General features: G+C 69.3%; 16 protein-coding genes. 11 read left to right on the top strand and 5 right to left on the bottom strand.

Annotated features, from left to right (window positions below; genetic code table 11):
- Positions 1–7 precede the first annotated feature (7 nt).
- On the bottom strand, positions 8–1,045 hold the full coding sequence (queG, locus tag AC07PA_RS05730) for a tRNA epoxyqueuosine(34) reductase QueG (protein WP_494609270.1): 1,038 nt from the start codon (positions 1,043–1,045) through the stop codon (positions 8–10).
- A gap of 12 nt (positions 1,046–1,057) precedes the next feature.
- Between queG and tsaE the strand changes: the two genes are divergently transcribed.
- From tsaE to AC07PA_RS05715, 3 genes are all read left to right on the top strand, one after another.
- Positions 1,058–1,612, top strand: coding sequence for a tRNA (adenosine(37)-N6)-threonylcarbamoyltransferase complex ATPase subunit type 1 TsaE (gene tsaE, locus AC07PA_RS05725; protein ID WP_494609269.1), 555 nt, complete (start codon positions 1,058–1,060; stop codon positions 1,610–1,612).
- Positions 1,613–1,616: 4 nt separating this feature from the next.
- A complete protein-coding gene (locus AC07PA_RS05720) occupies positions 1,617–3,074 on the top strand; it encodes an N-acetylmuramoyl-L-alanine amidase (protein ID WP_108016333.1) in 1,458 nt (485 codons plus the stop codon).
- Positions 3,075–3,179: 105 nt separating this feature from the next.
- Positions 3,180–3,512, top strand: coding sequence for a cupin domain-containing protein (locus AC07PA_RS05715; RefSeq protein ID WP_494609268.1), 333 nt, complete (start codon positions 3,180–3,182; stop codon positions 3,510–3,512).
- A 2-nt stretch (positions 3,513–3,514) separates the two neighbouring features.
- Here the strand turns inward: AC07PA_RS05715 and AC07PA_RS05710 are convergent, their stop codons facing one another.
- A complete protein-coding gene (locus AC07PA_RS05710; protein ID WP_494609267.1) occupies positions 3,515–5,098 on the bottom strand; it encodes a methyl-accepting chemotaxis protein in 1,584 nt (527 codons plus the stop codon).
- A gap of 300 nt (positions 5,099–5,398) precedes the next feature.
- Here AC07PA_RS05710 and AC07PA_RS05705 point away from each other — a divergent pair, with 300 nt between their 5' ends.
- Positions 5,399–5,641, top strand: a complete 243-nt coding sequence (locus AC07PA_RS05705; RefSeq protein WP_007856567.1) for a YMGG-like glycine zipper-containing protein — start codon at positions 5,399–5,401, stop codon at positions 5,639–5,641.
- 256 nt (positions 5,642–5,897) lie between these two features.
- Here the strand turns inward: AC07PA_RS05705 and AC07PA_RS05700 are convergent, their stop codons facing one another.
- Entirely contained in the window at positions 5,898–6,548 is a 651-nt protein-coding gene (locus AC07PA_RS05700; protein WP_007856569.1) for a DedA family protein, read from the bottom strand.
- Positions 6,549–6,644: 96 nt separating this feature from the next.
- On the opposite strand from AC07PA_RS05700, the gene mutL reads away from it, so the two are divergent.
- Together mutL and AC07PA_RS05690 are read left to right on the top strand one after the other, a co-directional pair.
- Positions 6,645–8,666 carry a DNA mismatch repair endonuclease MutL gene (gene mutL / locus AC07PA_RS05695; protein ID WP_494609266.1) on the top strand — a complete coding sequence of 674 codons (2,022 nt, stop codon included), beginning with the start codon at positions 6,645–6,647 and terminating at the stop codon, positions 8,664–8,666.
- 81 nt (positions 8,667–8,747) lie between these two features.
- Entirely contained in the window at positions 8,748–9,437 is a 690-nt protein-coding gene (locus tag AC07PA_RS05690; protein ID WP_494609265.1) for a PA4824 family protein, read from the top strand.
- 197 nt (positions 9,438–9,634) lie between these two features.
- On the opposite strand, the gene AC07PA_RS05685 is transcribed toward AC07PA_RS05690, so the two are convergent.
- A complete protein-coding gene (locus tag AC07PA_RS05685) occupies positions 9,635–10,804 on the bottom strand; it encodes a glycerophosphodiester phosphodiesterase (protein ID WP_007856573.1) in 1,170 nt (389 codons plus the stop codon).
- Between the two features lie 256 nt (positions 10,805–11,060).
- Here AC07PA_RS05685 and gdhA point away from each other — a divergent pair, with 256 nt between their 5' ends.
- Both gdhA and AC07PA_RS05675 read left to right on the top strand, forming a co-directional pair.
- Entirely contained in the window at positions 11,061–12,404 is a 1,344-nt protein-coding gene (gene gdhA / locus AC07PA_RS05680) for an NADP-specific glutamate dehydrogenase (protein ID WP_035204318.1), read from the top strand.
- Positions 12,405–12,543: 139 nt separating this feature from the next.
- Positions 12,544–13,455, top strand: coding sequence for an alpha/beta hydrolase (locus AC07PA_RS05675; protein WP_494609263.1), 912 nt, complete (start codon positions 12,544–12,546; stop codon positions 13,453–13,455).
- Here the strand turns inward: AC07PA_RS05675 and AC07PA_RS05670 are convergent.
- A complete protein-coding gene (locus AC07PA_RS05670; RefSeq protein WP_494609262.1) occupies positions 13,415–14,773 on the bottom strand; it encodes a serine hydrolase domain-containing protein in 1,359 nt (452 codons plus the stop codon). The genes AC07PA_RS05675 and AC07PA_RS05670 overlap by 41 nt on opposite strands.
- 157 nt (positions 14,774–14,930) lie before the next feature.
- Here AC07PA_RS05670 and AC07PA_RS05665 point away from each other — a divergent pair, with 157 nt between their 5' ends.
- Genes AC07PA_RS05665 through AC07PA_RS05655 form a run of 3 tightly spaced genes read left to right on the top strand, consistent with a single transcriptional unit; the run spans position 14,931 to position 17,786 of the window.
- Positions 14,931–16,172 (top strand): multidrug effflux MFS transporter, encoded by a 1,242-nt coding sequence (locus AC07PA_RS05665; RefSeq protein WP_494609261.1) that lies wholly within the window; start codon positions 14,931–14,933, stop codon positions 16,170–16,172.
- The gene (gene miaA / locus AC07PA_RS05660) at positions 16,159–17,130 is read left to right on the top strand and encodes a tRNA (adenosine(37)-N6)-dimethylallyltransferase MiaA (protein ID WP_494609260.1); all 972 of its coding nucleotides are present in this window, start codon (positions 16,159–16,161) and stop codon (positions 17,128–17,130) included. The genes AC07PA_RS05665 and miaA overlap by 14 nt, the downstream gene beginning before the upstream one ends.
- Entirely contained in the window at positions 17,127–17,786 is a 660-nt protein-coding gene (locus AC07PA_RS05655) for an ABC transporter ATP-binding protein (protein WP_494609259.1), read from the top strand. Before miaA ends, AC07PA_RS05655 begins: the two co-directional genes overlap by 4 nt.
- The last annotated feature ends 18 nt before the right edge of the window (positions 17,787–17,804 follow it).

Raw genomic sequence — 17,804 nt, 5'->3', positions numbered from 1 at the left:
GCACCCGCTACCCCTCCAAGGCCCAGGCCACGTGCTCGCGCACCAGGGGGCTGGCATCCGCCACCCGCGACTGCAGCGCCGCGCGCACCGCTTCGTCGCCCGTCGCGCGCAGCGCATTGCCCAGGGCCACGGCCACGTTGCGCAGCCAGCGCTCATGGCCGATGCGCCGGATCGGCCCGCCCTCGGTCATGCGCAGGAAGGTGGCCTCGTCCCAGGCGAACAGGTGCACCAGTTGCTGGCCCGACAGGCCATTGCGCTCGTCGAAATCGGGCAGGCGGCTGACCTGCGCGAACTTGTTCCAGGGGCAGGCCAGCTGGCAGTCGTCGCAGCCGTAGATGCGGTTGCCCATGGCCGCCCGGAACTCCAGCGGGATCGGGCCACCGTGCTCGATGGTCAGGTAGGAGATGCAGCGGCGCGCGTCGATCCGGTGCGGCGCGATGATGGCCTGCGTGGGGCAGATGGCGATGCAGGCACTGCAGCTGCCGCAGTGCGCGGTGACGGGCGCGCTCTCGGGCAGTTGCATGTCCACGTAGATCTCGCCCAGGAAGAACGTCGATCCCGCTTCGCGGTTGAGCACCAGCGTGTGCTTGCCGCGCCAGCCCTGGCCGCTGCGCGAGGCCAGCTCGGCTTCGAGCACCGGCGCCGAGTCGGTGAACACGCGGTGGCCGAACGGGCCCACCGCCTCGGCGATGCGGTCACTGAGCTTTTGCAGCCGCGCACGCAGCACCTTGTGGTAGTCGCGGCCCCGGGCGTAGACCGAGACGATGCCCTCGCCCGGGCGCGCCAGGCGCGACAGCTCCGCCTCCTGCCAGCCTTCCATGGCCTTGCCGCGCGGCAGATAATCCATGCGTGCCGTGATCACGCTCACCGTGCCGGGCACGAGCTCGGCCGGGCGGGCGCGGCGGGTGCCGTGGGTGGCCATGTAATGCATCTCGCCATGGAACCCCTGGGCCAGCCACTGCATCAACCCCTCTTCGGCGGCAGACAAATCCACCCCCGCCACGCCGATTTGGGAAAATCCCAGCTCGCGGGCCCACTCCTGCATTTGAGGAACGAGTTGACTGTTGCACCACATACCGGCCAGATTGTAGAAAGCCCCGCGGTCCCGGCCGCCGGGCAAAGCCCCCGCACGCAAAACCCTCGCACCTGGCACTGGCACGGCGAGGACGACACCGCCGCCTTCGCGCAGGCGCTGGCCGCCCAGCCGCCCCTGCTGGCCCAGGCCTTCCTCACGCTGCATGGCGACCTGGGCGCCGGCAAGACCACGCTGGTGCGCCACCTGCTGCGCGCGCTCGGGGTGCAAGGCCGCATCAAGAGCCCCACCTATGCCGTGGTGGAGCCGCACGAGGCACCGGGCCTGGCGCCGCACGCCACCACCGTCTGGCACTTCGACTTCTACCGCTTCGACGACCCGCGCGAGTGGGAAGACGCCGGATTCAGGGACATTTTTGCCAACCAGGGCCTCAAGGTGGCAGAATGGCCGGAGAAGGCTGCAGCGCTCACCCCGCCTGCCGACCTTGCTATACACATTGAAGCAATTGACGAGACCGAAAGGCAAGTCACCGTGCATGCCCACACCGCCGCCGGCCACCGGCTGCTGCAAGGACTCTGAACGAATGAAGCTGCCCGCCCGCCCGGCACCCCGCCAACCGTCCCGCCGCGCCCTGCTGCAGACGGGCAGCCTGGTGCTCTTGCTGGGTACACAGCAGATCGCCCGCGGGGCCACCATCCTGGCAGTGCGTGTCTGGCCCGCCCCCGAATACACGCGCGTCACCATCGAATCCGATGGCAAGCTGGTCGCCAAGCAGTTCTTCGTGACCACGCCGCCGCGCCTGGCGGTGGACATCGAAGGCATCGACCTGAGCCCCGAGCTGCGCGAGCTGGTGGCCAAGGTCAAGCCCGACGACCCGAACATCGCCGGCATCCGCGTCGGGCAGAACGCGCCCAACGTGGTGCGCCTGGTGGTGGACCTGAAACAGGCCGCCATGCCCCAGGTGTTCACCCTGCCCCCGGTGGCCGCCTACCAGCACCGGCTGGTGTTCGACCTGTACCCTGCCGAGCCCGTGGACCCGCTGGAGGCCCTGATCGCCGAGCGCCTGCGCGATACCACGGGAGGCCGTGCTGCTGCTGCGCCGCCCGTGGCTGCCGCAGCCCCGGCACCGGTCGCCCGCCCGCCTGCAGCCGCGCCGGCCCCGCCATCGGCCGAGAGCGACCCCCTGGGCGATCTGATCGCCCAGCGCGCCAACCGCCCCGGCCCGGCACCGGCCGCCCCTGCAGACCCGGCCCCACCCCCCACCGTGGCCGTGGCCCCGCCCGCGAAAGGCGGCAACCGCGCCACGCCCACGCAGACCGACCGCATCATCATCGTCGCACTCGACCCTGGCCACGGTGGCGAGGACCCCGGTGCCATCGGCCCCGGCGGCACGCGCGAGAAGGATGTGGTGCTGCGCGTGGCCCACCTGCTGCGCGACCGCATCAACGCCACCACGGTGGGCGGCAACCCCATGCGCGCCTTTCTCACGCGCGATGGCGACTTCTTCGTGCCCCTGGGCACGCGCGTGGAAAAGGCCCGCCGCGTGCAGGCCGACCTGTTCGTGAGCATCCACGCCGATGCCTTCACCACGCCGGCAGCGCGCGGCGCCAGCGTGTTCGCGCTGAGCCAGAGCGGCGCATCGAGCACCGCCGCGCGCTGGCTGGCCAACAAGGAGAACCAGGCCGACCTGGTGGGCGGCCTGAACGTGCAGAGCCAGGACCGCCATGTGCAGCGCATGCTGCTGGACATGAGCACCACGGCGCAGATCAACGACAGCCTGAAGCTCGGCAGCGTGCTGCTGGGCGAGATCGGCAACATGGCCAAGCTGCACAAGCCGCGCGTGGAGCAGGCGGGCTTCGCCGTGCTCAAGGCCCCCGACATCCCCAGCGTGCTGGTGGAAACGGCCTTCATCAGCAACCCCGAGGAAGAGGCCAAGCTGCGCAGCAGCGCCTACCAGGTGCAGCTGGCCGACGCGCTGATGCGCGGCATCACGCGCTACTTCGCCAAGAACCCGCCGCTGGCACGCAGCCGCTCAGTGTAGCGGCGTAGGCCGGCACGCCCTTCACGGGGGTGTGGCTTGCTTCATTCGGCCTTCACGGGCACAGTGGGACCCAACGATCCACGACCCCGGTGAAGGAGAAGAACCATGGCACTGCCCCACGCACAATCCGGAGAAGTGGCCAGCGTGCGCCCCCTGGGCGCGCAACTGGCCAGCGCCACCACCTCGGCCATCCTCAAGGCCGGCCAGCTGGAGGTGATGCGCGTGGTGCTGCCCGCGGGCAAGGCCATGCGCGAGCACCAGACCCAGGGCGAGGCCACTGTGCAGTGCCTGGAGGGCGCGGTGGAGTTCCATGCCGGCGAGTCGGTGCAGCTCATGCAGCCCGGTGACTTCGTGCACCTGGCGCCGCGCTCGCCGCATGCGCTCAAGGCCGTCAAGGATTCGTCGGTGCTGCTGACGATCTGCCTGGTGCCTGGCTGAACTCAGGCCAAACGGAAAACGCTGACGATTTCGGCCAGGCGCGCAGCCTGGTGCTTGAGGCTGTCGGCCGCGGCGGCGCTCTGCTCCACCAGCGCGGCGTTCTGCTGCGTGACCTGGTCGAGCTGGGTCACGGCCTCGCCGACCTGGCCGATGCCGATGGTCTGCTCGCCCGTGGCGCTAGAGATCTCGGCGATCAGGTCGCTCACGCGCTGCACCTGGGCCACGATGTCTTCCATGCTGCTGCCGGCATCGGCCACCAGCCGGGTACCGTTGTCCACGCGCTCGGCGCTGGCGCCGATCAGCGACTTGATCTCCTTGGCGGCTTCGGCGCTGCGCCCGGCCAGGCTGCGCACCTCACTGGCCACCACGGCAAAGCCCCGGCCCTGTTCGCCCGCGCGGGCCGCTTCCACCGCAGCGTTCAAGGCCAGGATGTTGGTCTGGAAGGCGATGCCGTCGATCACGCTGATGATGTCGGTGATCTTTTTCGACGACGCCGAGATGTCCTGCATGGTGGCCACGACCTGGCCCACCACCTCGCCGCCCTTGACCGCCGCCTGCGATGCGGTGCCGGCCAGCGTGGCCGCCTTGCGCGCGGTGTCGGCATTGTTCTTCACGGTGCTGGTGATCTCCTCCATCGAGGCCGCCGTTTCCTCCAGGTTGCTGGCCTGCTCTTCGGTGCGCTGGCTCAGGTCGGCGTTGCCCATGGCGATCTCGCTGGAGCCGGTGGCAATGGAGTCGCTGCTCTGGCGCACGGCGCCTACGATGCGCACCAGCGAGGTCTGCATGTGCTGCATGGCCTGCATCATCTCGGCCACCTCGCCGCGCCCCTGCACGGCGATGGGCTGCGACAGGTCGCCCTCGCCGATGTTGCGCGCCACCACGGCCACGCCGTGCAGCGAGGCACGGATGCGCTGCACCACCACCCAGGACAGCAGCATCAGCAGCGCCAGGCCCACCACGCCGGCCACCAGCACCGTGGTGCGGTAGGAGCGGATCAGGCCCGACGCCTCGGCGGCCTGGTCGGCCGAGCGCTGGACCTGGTAGGCCACCATCTTGTCGGCCACCGCGTTGTACTGGTTGACCACGGGGACGAAGGTGGACATGGCAAACGACTTGGCGGCCGCCATGTCGCCCGCCTTCTTGAGGGCCAGGGCCTTGTCGCGGGTTTCCAGGTAGGGCTTGCGCACCGTGGCCAGCTCCTCCTGGATGCGCAGCCCATCGGGGCTGGTCTCGAGCTCGGTATAGCGCTTTTGCACCTGCGAGGTGTCGGCCGTGGTCGCCGCGATCAGGTCCTTGAAGAAGTTCTGCAGGTCGTCGCCGTCGGACTGCACGACCGAGAACACGCGCGTGGAATTGACCGCGATGTTGCTGCGCCAGCGCAGCGCCAGCTGCAGGCGTTCCACCTGCTCGCTGGCCAGATGGTCCACCGTGGCACCCAGGTGCTGCACGCGCACCAGGCTGAGCGCCAGCACGACGACGAGCACGGCTGCCGCCAGGGCCACGACCAGGCTGATCTGCTGGGCCACGGTGAGCGGGCCTCCCCCGTTGCCGTTGCCGCGGGGTGATGGAAGTGCGGGGTTGCCCATGGTGGTTGTCTCCTTGCTTGTTATGGCCGCATCGCGGCAGCAGCGCTGCGGGTGCCCGAATGAACGCAGCATAACGCTCCTGTGGCACTGCCTGGCCCTCGAAACGCGCCCGGCGTTCCCCTTGCGCAACGATTTACGGGGGGACATGCCGCCCGGACAGGGTCCTACAGCCGCTGCCCCCGGGTACCTACACCGCAAAAACACCTGGCGCATGACAGTAGAGGCACAGGTCGAACACCGAACGCCCACGGGCTTTGGGACTTCCAGGCCTGACTCCACCTACCGCAAAGGAATCCTGCCATGACCACCACCCTTCGAACCCTTCTCGTCGCCGCATCCGCCACCGCCGCCCTGGCCATGGGTGGTTGCGCCTCCAACCCCACCAATGCACAGGTCGGTACCGGTGTCGGCGCCGTGGTCGGCGGTGCCGCCGGCAATGCCATCTTCGGCGGCCCCGTGGGCACCATCGGCGGCGCAGCCGCCGGTGCCCTGGTGGGCCACGAAATCGGCGAAGACCGCGACCAGCGCCGCTATCGCCGTTAAGCCGCCGTCCTCGCCGCCCCACCGCGGCCATGAAAAAAGCGCCGCCATCTCACAATGGCCGGCGCTTTTCCGTTGGGGCGACCGTTATCAGTGGTTCATTGCGCTACGCGCCAACCGCGGGCATGAAACTGGCGCGGCCCAAGCCAGTGCCCCCGCGCAAGGGCCGCCCCGCCGCGCTGGGGGCGTCCCCCTCCCGACTCGCGCAGCGAGTCGAGAGAGGGGTGAAGGCGCGAAGCGACTCAGGGGGTGTTTTACTTCAGGCCAGGGCCTTGGCCTTGCGCCCGGCCCGCCAGGCGCCAAAGATGGCGATCAGCCCGGGGATGAAAATCATGGCCCAGATGATCTTGTCCAGGTTTTCCTTGACCCAGGCGAAGTTGCCGAAGAAATAGCCCGCCGTGGCGATGCCCAGCACCCACAGCAGGGCACCGCCCACATTGAACGCGGTGAACTTGCTGCGCGACATCTCGGCCACGCCGGCCACGAAGGGCGCAAAGGTGCGGATGAAGGGCATGAAGCGCGCGATCACGATGGTGACGCCGCCATAGCGCTCGTAGAACTCATGTGCCTGGTTGAAGGCGCGGCGGTTGAACCAGCGCGAGTCCTCCCACTGGAAGACCTTGGGCCCGAAGTAGCGCCCGATCGAGTAGTTGCACTGGTCCCCCAGGATGGCCGCCACGATCAGCACCACGCAGGCCAGCGGGAAGTTCATGAGCCCCGCGCCGCACAGCGCGCCCACGATGAACAGCAGCGAATCGCCGGGCAGGAAGGGCATGACCACCACGCCCGTCTCCACGAAGACGATGATGAACAGCAGCGCATAGACCCAGGGCCCGTAGTTCTGCACGAACATCTCGAGGTATTTGTCCACGTGCAGGATGAAGTCGATCAGGAAGGTGATGAGTTCCATGGGGTCCGGGTCTGGTGAAGGCAGCGCGCATTATCCCCACCGGCCTCCTGCCCCTGCCGGCAAGTCCCCACGGCAACCCGACCTAAAATCCCTCGGGTGACCTCCACCGCCCTCCCCTCCCCTGCTGCCGACATCCCCACTGCACGCCGTCCCATCCGCGACCTGCCCGACGAGCTGATCAGCCAGATCGCGGCCGGCGAGGTGGTCGAGCGCCCCGCCTCCGTGGTGCGCGAACTGGTGGACAACGCCCTGGACGCGGGGGCCACCCAGATCACCGTGCGCCTGTCGGCTGGCGGCGTGCGCCTGATCACGGTGGAGGACGATGGCGGCGGCATCCCGCAGGACGAGTTGCCGGTGGCCCTGCGCCGCCATGCCACGAGCAAGATCACCAACCTCACCGACCTGGAGACCGTGGCCACCATGGGCTTTCGCGGCGAGGCCCTGGCCGCCGTGGCCTCGGTGTCCGAGATGTCTCTGCTGTCGCGCCCGGCCAGCCAGGCCACGGCCTTTCTGCTGGATGCGCGCAGCGGCGAGCTGCGCCCCGCCGCGCGCGCCACGGGCACCACGGTGGAGGTCAAGGAGCTGTTCTTTTCCACCCCGGCCCGGCGCAAGTTCCTCAAGACCGATTCCACGGAGCTCGCACACTGCATCGAGTCCGTGCGCCGCCATGCGCTGGCACGGCCCGACGTGGGCTTTGCCATCTGGCACGAGGGCAAGCTGGTCGAGCAGTGGCGGGCCACCTTCGTACCGGGCCAGGGCGATGCGCAGGATGCGCTGGCCCGGCGCCTGTCCGACGTGCTGGGCGAAGACTTCGTGAGCCAGTCGGTGGCCGTGCAGCACCGCTCGGGTGCCGTCACCGTGACCGGGCGCGCCGGCCTGCCCGATGCGGCACGCTCGCGCGCCGACCACCAGTACTGCTATGTGAACGGCCGTTTCGTGCGCGACAAGGTGCTCACGCATGCCGCGCGCAGCGCCTATGAAGACGTGCTGCACGGCCACAAGCAGCCGGTGTATGCGCTGTACGTGGAGATCGACCCGGCCCGCGTGGACGTGAACGTGCACCCGACCAAGATCGAGGTGCGCTTTCGCGACAGCCGCGAGGTGCACCAGGCTGTGCGCCATGCCGTGGAGAATGCGCTGGCCGCCCCGCGCGCTGCCGCACTGGCTGCTGCGGCCCTGGCCGCCGAGGCGGCACCCGCAGCCACCGAACAGGCCCCCTTCACCCTGGCCAAGACACCGCTGCCCGACTGGCGCGCCCAGTCCGCCATGCGCTTCGACGAGCCGGTGGTGGGCCACCGCGTGACGGACCTGCAGGCACTGTGGGGCACGCCGTCCGCCGCCACTACCCCGGCCCCGGGCACCGGCTTCGCCGGCAATGCGGCCGCGCAGGCCGATGCCGCGGTCACCGAGCGCCCGGCATTCCCTGCCGGCAGCAGCCTTGCCGCAACGGCCCCCCCCGCGATGCCATGGCCCCAGCAGCGCGCGGCGGGCGATGCGCCCCTGCCCGTGGGCCGCGATGGCCAGGAGTCCGCCTGGCCCCTGGGCCGGGCCGTGGCGCAGTTGCACGGCGTGTACATCCTGGCTGAGAACGCCCAGGGCATGGTCATCGTGGACATGCACGCCGCGCACGAGCGCATCGTCTACGAGCGCCTGAAATCCCAGGTGGACAGCGGGGCGCGCATCGCCAGCCAGCCGCTGCTGATCCCCGCCACCTTTGCGGCCACGCCCGAAGAGGTGGCCACGGCCGAGGCCTCGGTCGACGTGCTGGCCATGCTGGGCCTGGAGGTCGTGCCCTTCTCGCCCAAGACCCTGGCCGTGCGCGCCGTGCCCACCACGCTGGCCCAGGGCGACCCCGTGGAACTGGCGCGCAGCGTGCTGGCCGAGCTGGCAGCGCACGACGCCACCACCGTGGTGCAGCGCGCACGCAACGAGATCCTGGGCACCATGGCATGCCATGGCGCGGTGCGCGCCAACCGCCGGCTCACCCTCGACGAGATGAACGCCCTGCTGCGCCAGATGGAGACCACCGACCGATCCGACCAGTGCAACCACGGCCGCCCCACCTGGCGCCAGCTGACCATGCGCGAGCTGGACGCGCTGTTCCTGCGCGGGCGTTAGTGTTCGTTAGTTAGTGACTGCACAGACAGAGATAGCCAACGGAGCAGCCCGCACCGGCGTGCTCCGCAGCCAAGCACCACCATGCACAGCCACCCACGACGCCCGGGCCCGGCCCGAACCCTCCCCCGGCAAGCCCGCTGGTGGAGCACCGCTGCCGCCGCCCTGGCCATCGCACTGCCGGCAGAGGCAGGCCGCCCGCTGAGCGTGGACGATGCCGGGGTGGCCGAGCCCGCCGGGGGCCAGTTGGAAACCTGGTGGGAAGGTGCCCGGGGCGCCAAGGGCACCGCCTACCTGGCCCCGGCCTATTCGCCCTGGCAGGGGATCGAACTGGGCGGCGTGCTGGCCCGCGACCTGGGCGGCCACGCCACCCTGCAGGGCCTGCAGGCCAAATGGCTGTGGAGCCCGTCGCAGGAGCAGGGCTGCAACGCCGCCAGCAGCATCGGCGCAGTGCGCACCCGCCACGCCCCCGGCAGCACCACCCTGGGGCTGAACCTCATCGGCACCTGCGCCACCCCCTGGGGTGCCCTGCACGCCAACCTGGGCGCACTGCGCATGCCCGAGCGGCACTGGGCCCCCGCCTGGGGCTTTGCCGTGGAACGCGCGCTCGGCACCGTTACCGTGCACGCCGAGGCCTTCGGCCAGCGCGGCAGCGCGCCCACCTTCCAGACCGGGGCCCGGTGGGAGTGGGCGCCCCAGTGGCAGCTCGACGGCAGCATCGGCCGACAGCAGGGCCGCACCCTGCTGAGCGCGGGCATCCGGCGCGGCTTCTGAGACCACCCCTGCCGCAATGGGACGGCATTCGAGATCGCTAAAAAGAAATCGGCCCCGAAGGGGCCGACAAAGTGATCGCCAGGGGCAAAACCGGAAAAACCGGCGCTGCCAAAGGCCAGCGCTCCCGCGCAAGGGCCGCCCCGCCGCGCTGGGAGCGTCCCCCCTTGGGGGGATGGCGCGCAGCGCCTCAGGGGGGCTCAATTGTCGCGAGCGGCCTTGGCCTGGTCGGGGAAGTCGCTGAACAGGCCATCGACACCCAGGTTGAAGAACAGCTTGTACTCGGCCTTGGGGTCGCCCTTGAAGTCCGAGGCGAGCTGCTTGGGTTCGCTGCGGAAGGTGTAGGGGTGCACGAACAGGCCTTCGGCGTGGGCGTTCTTCACCACGTCGGTCGGGGGCAGCATCACGCGGTCGCGGTTGTCGATGATGCCGTCGCCGTTCAGGTCGTCGGGCTTGCCGTCGTTGTTGGCGTCCACCTGCTTCGATGGGATCAGGTACGGCTTCCAGGGACCGATGCCATCGGCGTAGGTCTTGACTTCCTTCAGGCCGGCCGGGGTCAGCAGGCTGGCGAAGGTGCGGGCATCGCCGGCCACGGCAAAGTCGTAGGGCTTGTCGTAGGGGGCGACCAGCGACATGCTGCCATCGGCCTTCACGTCATCGGCGTCCACCAGCTGCACCAGGCGCACCTGGGTCTTGCTGCGCAGGTACTTGAGGTTCGCGACCTCGAAGGACTGGATGATGACGGGCGAGTTCTTGGCCGTGTAGCCGTTCTTGGCCAGGATGGCCAGCAGGCGGTCTTCGAGCGCCAGGTTCAGGCCCACGTGGAAGGTCGGGTGCTTGGTCTCGGTGTACACGCCCACGGTGCGGTTGGCCTTGGCACCTTCGGTCTTGGCCAGCTCGATGATTTCCTCGTAGGTGGGGATCAGGAACTTGCCGTTGTTGGACTGGTCGCGGTCGGCCATGGGCTGCACGGCGCGCAGGGTCTTGATCTCGGCCAGGGTGAAGTCGCTCGCGAACCAGCCTTGCTCCTTGACGCCGTCGACGGTCTTCTCGGTCTTGCGGCTGGCGAACTCGGGGCGCTGCGACACGTCGGTGGTGGCCGTGATGTTGGGCTCATGGCGCGCGATCAGCACGCCGTCCTTGGTGGCCACGAGATCGGGCTCGATGAAGTCGGCACCCAGTTCGATGGCGCGGCGGTAGCTCTCCAGCGTGTGCTCGGGCAGGTAGCCGCTGGCACCGCGGTGGCCCACGACCAGGGGGGTGGCGCCATTGAGCGTGGGGTACTTGGAATCGTTGTCGCCACCGCAGGCCGTGAGGGCCAGGGCTGCGATCAGCGCCAGGGGAGCGGTCTTCAAACCGTTGTTGTGCATCGTCTTCTCCTCATTCATGGATTGGAATCGCCGAACTGTGGGGTCGGCGTGTGACATCTGCATGACGCACTGCATTACGGGGGGTGGCACCTGCAACACACAACACCATTGCCTCAAATTGGTGCAATCAAAGCGTCATAATCCCCAAAACAGTGCAGTCAAATGCATGATGTCATGTTTTTTTGACATGACCAAGCTGTCCGGGCCTTTGCCGGGCTTCTCCCACCCTCTCTTTCTAGAAAGACATCTCTCTCACATGAAGCACGAGTCCGCAGGCAGTTTCCTGGCGCAGGTGGCGCAGCGCAACCCCCACCAACCCGAGTTCTTGCAAGCCGTTACAGAAGTCACGGAAAGTCTCTGGCCTTTCATCACCCAGCACCCACGCTACGCCGAACACGGCCTGCTGGAGCGCCTCGTGGAACCCGAGCGCGTGGTGATGTTCCGCGTCTCCTGGGTGGACGACCATGGCACGGTACAGGTCAACCGCGGCTACCGCATCCAGCACAGCATGGCCATCGGCCCGTACAAGGGCGGCCTGCGCTTTCACCCCTCGGTGAACCTGTCGGTGCTCAAGTTCCTGGCGTTCGAGCAGACCTTCAAGAACGCCCTGACCACCCTGCCCATGGGCGGCGGCAAGGGCGGATCCGACTTCGATCCCAAGGGCAAGAGCCCCGGCGAGGTGATGCGCTTTTGCCAGGCCTTCGTTTCGGAACTGTTCCGCCATGTGGGCGCGGACACGGACGTGCCGGCCGGCGACATCGGCGTGGGCGGGCGTGAGGTGGGCTTCATGGCCGGCATGATGAAAAAGCTCAGCAACCGGGCCGACTGCGTGTTCACGGGCAAGGGCCTGTCGTTCGGCGGCTCGCTGGTCCGGCCCGAGGCCACGGGCTACGGCACGGTCTACTTCGCGGCCGAGATGCTCAAGCAGAAGGGCCGCAGCTTCGACGGCCTGCGCGTCTCGGTGTCCGGCTCGGGCAACGTGGCGCAGTACGCGGTGGAAAAGGCGCTGGAGCTCGGTGCCAAGGTGGTCACGGTGTCCGATTCCAGCGGCACCATCATCGACGAGGAGGGCTTCACCACGGAAAAGCTGGCCATCCTGATGGACGTGAAGAACCACCACTATGGCCGTGTGGCCGACTACGCGGCACGCACGGGTGCGAAGTTCGAGGCCGGCGTGCGCCCCTGGCATGTGCCGGTGGACGTGGCCCTGCCCTGCGCCACCCAGAACGAGCTGGACGCCGACGACGCGGCCGTGCTGATCCGAAACGGCGTGGTCTGCGTGGCCGAAGGCGCCAACATGCCCTCGACCATCGAGGCCGCCAAGGCCTTCGAGGCGGCGGGCGTGCTGTACGCCCCCGGCAAGGCCAGCAACGCCGGCGGCGTGGCCACCTCGGGCCTGGAGATGAGCCAGAACGCGGCCCGCCTATCCTGGCCACGCGAGGAAGTGGACGCCCGCCTGCTGCAGATCATGCAGGGCATCCACGCCGCCTGCCTGCGCTACGGCAAGCGCGCCGATGGCAGCGTGAGCTACGTGGACGGCGCCAACGTGGCGGGCTTCGTGAAGGTGGCCGACGCCATGCTGGCGCAGGGCGTGGTGTAAGCCGCAACAGCGTCCAAAATCCCGCCAAAAGCGGGAAATAGGTAACAAAAGGGAGGCTTGGCCTCCCTTTTGCGTAACAGGCACGATGCATGCAATGGAAAGCAGAACTTTCTGGCACGCACACGAGTCAGTCCCACCCATGAAACGCACCGCCCTTCTGCTCTCCCTGGTGCTGGCCCTAGCGGTCAGCGCGGGTTGTTCCACTCTGGATGCCAAGCAGCGCGAATGGATCTTCCAGCCCAGCAACCGCAGCTGGGGCGGCACGGGGGTGACCGAGGGCATGCAGGACGTGTGGATCGACTTCGCATCGCGCGCCACGGACAAGGCCGAGCGCCTGCACGGGCTGTGGATGCCGGCGGAGCGGGCCGACGCCCCGGTGCTGCTGTACCTGCACGGTGCGCGCTGGAACGTGGCGGGCTCGTCGCCCCGCATCCGGCGCATGCACGCGCTCGGGTTTTCGGTGCTGGCCATCGACTACCGAGGCTTCGGCCAGAGCAGCGCCGGGCTGCCTTCGGAGGCCATGGCCGCCGAGGACGCGCGCGCCGCCTGGGACTGGCTCGCCGAGCGCCACCCCCAGGCGCCGCGCTACCTCTTCGGCCACTCGCTGGGCGGCGCCATCGCCATCGACCTGGCGCGCGAGGTCAAGGACGAGAAGGGCGTGATGGTGGAAGGCACTTTCACCAGCATCGCCGAGGTGCTCAGCACCTTCAAGTGGGGCTGGCTGCCGGTGTCGGCCCTGATCACCCAGCGCTTCGAATCGGTGCGCAAGGTCTCGGAGATCGGCTCGCCCCTGCTGGTGGTGCATGGCAGCAAGGACAGCCTGATCGCCCCGGCGCTCGGGCGCAAGCTCTACGAGGCGGCCCAGGAGCCCAAGCGCTTCGTGCTGGTGGAGGGTGGCTCGCACCACAACACCAACGACGTAGGCATGGACCTCTACCGCGAGGCCCTGGTCTCGCTGTTCCGGCTCTCGCCCCCCGGCTACGAGGGCGATACCGCGCCCATCGTGGGCCTCAACGCCGAACGGCCTGCGCCAGCGCCGACCACGCCTTGAGCGTGAGCGCATGCGTGCCGGCCGCACTGGCCACGGGGTGCGAGGAGAGCTTGACGACCACCATCTCGGCCGCCGGGTTCACATGCACCATCTGCCCATGGATGCCTGAAGCCTCGTAGGCACCGTCGGCGTTGTGCAGCACCCACCACTGGTTGCGGTAGCTGTAGCCGGGCCGTGCGGTCTGGATGCCGCGGAACTGGAACTTGCTGCGGTCGCCGCCCTTGGCCGTGTCGTCGATCACGGCCTTGTCGAAGATCTTCTGGCCGTTGAAGGTTCCGCCCTGGCGCAGCATTTCGCCAAAGCGCGCCAGGTCGCGGGCCGTGGCGTTCAGGCCCGCGCCCTGCAGCGGCGTGCCCACGCTGTCCACCATCACGTGGGCGTCCTCCTCCATGCCCAGCTTCTGCCAGATGTTCTCGCCCATGAGCTCGGCCCAGTGCCTGCCCGTGGCGCGCGAGACGATCCAGCCCAGCACCTCGGAATGCACGGTGCGGTAGACAAAGCCCTCGCCGTGCTCGCCTTCCTTCTTGAGGGTCTTGAGAAAGTCGTAGATGTTGGTCGCGCCCTGGTAGCCCGGCGGGCGCGGCAGCATGCCGGCCGACCAGCTGTAGCCGAAGATCTCGGTCGTGGGATCGGTGTAGACCTCGCGAAAGCGCACGCCCCCGGTCATGTCCATGACCTCGCGCACCTTCATATCGCCCCAGGCCGAATCGGCCAGCTCGGGCACGTATTTCGTGACCAGTGCCTCGGGATCGATCTTGCCCTCGTGCGCCAGCTGGGCCGCCATGAGCCCGGTGAAGGACTTGGTGACCGAGAACAGCAGGTGCGGCGTCCAGGGCTTCATCTGGTTGTCGTAGCGCTCGTAGACCACCTTGCCTTTGTGCAGCACGACGATGGCATCCGTGTAGGTGCGCGTGAGCCACTGGTCCACGGTGATGGGCTGGCCCTTGTCGTCGTCGAACGCGAACGCACCCAGCGGGCGCGGATCGGCCGGCAGGGCCGATGCCGGGGCCGCGCCGCGGCGGATGTTGCGCGTGGGCTGCAGCTCGCGCAGGTGCTGCAGGGCCCAGCGCATCTGCGGGTACTTGTAGGAGTTGCCCAGGTCCACCCGTTGCGCGCCTTCGGGCGGGAAAGTGCCCATGTAGCCGAGCTTGTCGAGCGAGACCGATTCGGGCGCGGGCAGGGCCGGCGCCGCAGCGGGTGCCTGCGCGTGGGCGGCCGCCAGGGCCGTGCCCAGCAACAGCCCCAGCGCCGCACGGGCCAGGGTGGTCAGGGGGTTGCGAAATGGGGAAGGGGTCGTAGGGTGATGGCTGCCGTGCATGCGCTTGTCTCCTGTTGTTGTGGTCGGGGTGGCACCGCGCCCGGCGTCCAGTGCCGCGGTCACTGTAGGGCGCGCACTGTCTTGCCAATGTCGTGCAAGCGACGCGAAAGCCCCGTCTGCGGGTTTGTCCCGACCCATCTGGTACGCTCAGACAGATATGTCTGCCCCCTTCGCCACCGCCGGCCATCCGGCCGCGCCCGCTGCCATTTCCCCGGCGCTGGCCATCCTGATCCTGGCCCTGCTGCTGAGCATCCAGCCCGTCACCACCGACCTGTACCTGCCGGCGCTGCCGGCACTCACGCGCAGCCTGGGCTCGTCCGTGTCCGTGGCCCAGCTCACGCTCAGCGGCCTGCTGCTGGCCTTCGGCTCCTCGCAGCTGGTCTGGGGCCCGCTGTCGGACCGCTTCGGCCGCCGGCCCATTCTGCTGGTGGGCCTGTCCATCTACACCGTGGCCTCCATCGGCAGCGTGCTGGCGCCCAACATGTCGCTGCTGATCCTGTGGCGCATCGCCCAGGGGGCGGCCATGGGCTCGGTGGTGATGTGCGCACGCGCCATCGTGCGCGACCTGTACACCCCACTGGAGGGCGCGCGCGCCATGTCCAAGGCGCTCACCGGCCTGGGCTTCGTGGCCTGCATCTGCGCGCCGCTGGGCGGCCTGCTGGCCGAGTGGCTGGGCTGGCGCGCCTCGCTCTCGGCCCTCACGGTGTATGCCGTGGCCACGCTGGCCCTGGTGGCCCTGCGCCTGCCCGAAACCCTGGTGCACCGCAACCCGCGCGCGCTGCAGCCCGCCACCCTGGTGGCCACCTGGCTGCACGTGCTGCGCACCCCGACCTTCTGGGCCTTTTCGCTGCAGACCACGGCCACCTATGGCGGGCTGTTCACCTTTCTCGCGTCTTCGTCCTTCGTCTTCATCGACGTGCTGGGCCTGTCGCGCACGCAGTACGGCGGTGCCATGGCGTCGGCCTGCGTGGCCTATTTCGCAGGCACCTTCCTGTGCCGCAGGCTGCTGGCCCGCTTCGGCCTCAAGCGCTCGGTGGCCATCGCAGGCGGCCTGAGCCTGGCGGGGGGCACGCTGATGGCGTTGGTCGCATTCATGGGCTGGCACCACCCGGTGGCCCTGCTGCTGCCGTTCTCGCTGTTCATGCTGGCCCATGGCATCCACCAGCCCTGCGGGCAAAGTGGTGCCGTGGGGCCGTTCCCGCAAGCCGCCGGCGTGGCCTCGGCGCTCAATGGCTTCATGATGATGCTGGCGGCCTTCGGCATCGGTGCCTGGCTGGGCCTGCGCCTGGATGGCACGGTGTGGCCGCTGGTCAACGGCATCTGGTTCTGGTCGGTGGTGCTGGCCGTGCTCTCGTGGACGCTGGTGCAGAAATTCGGAGACCCGGGTGAGCGCGCCTGAGCAGCTTCCAGCCATCGCGCTGGCCGGCCCCACCGCCTCGGGCAAGACCGCAGGCGCCCTGGCGCTGGCGGCCGTGCTGGCGCCGCGCATGCCGGTGGAGATCATCAGCGTGGACTCGGCCCTGGTCTACCGCGGCATGGACATCGGCACCGCCAAGCCCACGGCGGACGAGCTGGCCGCCGTGCCGCACCACCTGATCGACATCCGCGATCCGCTGCAGGCCTACAGCGCGGCCGAGTTCGTGCAGGACGCCACCCGGCTCATCGCCGAGGTCCGCGCACGTGGTGCACTGCCGCTGCTGGTGGGCGGCACCATGCTGTACTTCAAGGCGCTGTTCGACGGCATCGACGACATGCCCGCCGCCGACCCTGGCGTGCGTGAACGCATCGAAGCCCAGGCCGCCGAGCAGGGCTGGCCCGCGCTGCATGCCGAGCTGGCGCGCGTGGACCCGGTCACCGCGGCGCGGCTGGCGCCGGCCGACAGCCAGCGCATCCAGCGCGCGCTGGAGGTGTGGCATGTCTCGGGCCGGCCGCTGTCGAGCTTCCACCTGGCCAAGGACCGCGCACCCAGCCCCCTGGCGGCCAGCACCGCCCTGTTCAGCCTGGAGCCCGGGGACCGCGCGTGGTTGCATGCGCGCATCGCCCTGCGCTTCGATGCCATGCTCGCGGCCGGTTTTCTGGACGAGGTGAAGGCCTTGCACGCGCGCGGCGACCTGCACCCGGACCTGCCCTCCATGCGCTGCGTGGGCTACCGCCAGGCCTGGGAAAGCCTGTACGGCCACTTCCCCATGGACAGCCTGCGCGAGCGCGGCATCGCCGCCACGCGCCAGTTGGCCAAGCGCCAGATCACCTGGCTGCGCAGCATGCCCGCGCGCCATGCCATCGCCTGCGACCAGCCCGATGCCACGGCGGCGCTGGTGCAGGCCGTGCTGGCGCGGCTGGATACGGCCGCGCCATGACGACGGCCACGCTCACCGTCAGCGGCCTGGGCAAGCACTATGGCGAGGCCACGGTGTTCGCCGGTGTCGACTTTGCCGTGCAGCCCGGCGAGTTCGTGGCCATCGTGGGCGACTCGGGGGTGGGCAAGTCCACCTTGCTCAACTGCCTGGCGGGCCTGGATACCTGGGACACCGGGCGCATCACGCACGGCAGCACCGAGCTGGGCACGCTCGACGACACGGCGCGCGCGCTGTGGCGGCGTGCGCAGGTGGGCTTCGTGTTCCAGGCCTTCCACGTGCTGCCGCACCTGGACGTGGCGCAGAACGTGGCCCTGCCGCTGATGCTGCTGGGCCAGAACGAACCCGCGCGCGTGCAACAGATGCTCGCGGCCGTGGGACTCGAAGGCCTGGGCGCGCGCCTGCCCCAGCAGCTCAGCGGTGGCCAGCTGCAGCGCGTGGCCATCGCCCGCGCCCTGGTGCACCGCCCCGCCCTGCTGCTGGCCGACGAACCCACGGGCAACCTCGACCCCACCACCGCCGCGCGGGTGATGGACCTGCTGCTCGCGCAGACACGCGAACACGGCGCTTCGCTGGTGCTGGTCACGCACTCGGACGCGGCGGCCGCACGCGCCGACCGGGTGCTGCGGCTGACCAGCGGCGGCATCGGCGCGGGCTGACACCGCAGCCACAACCTG

Source organism: Acidovorax sp. GW821-FHT09B03 (assembly GCF_059418305.1).
The sequence above is the reverse complement of the archived record's forward strand: the minus strand, read 5'-3'. Positions and strand labels throughout refer to the sequence as shown.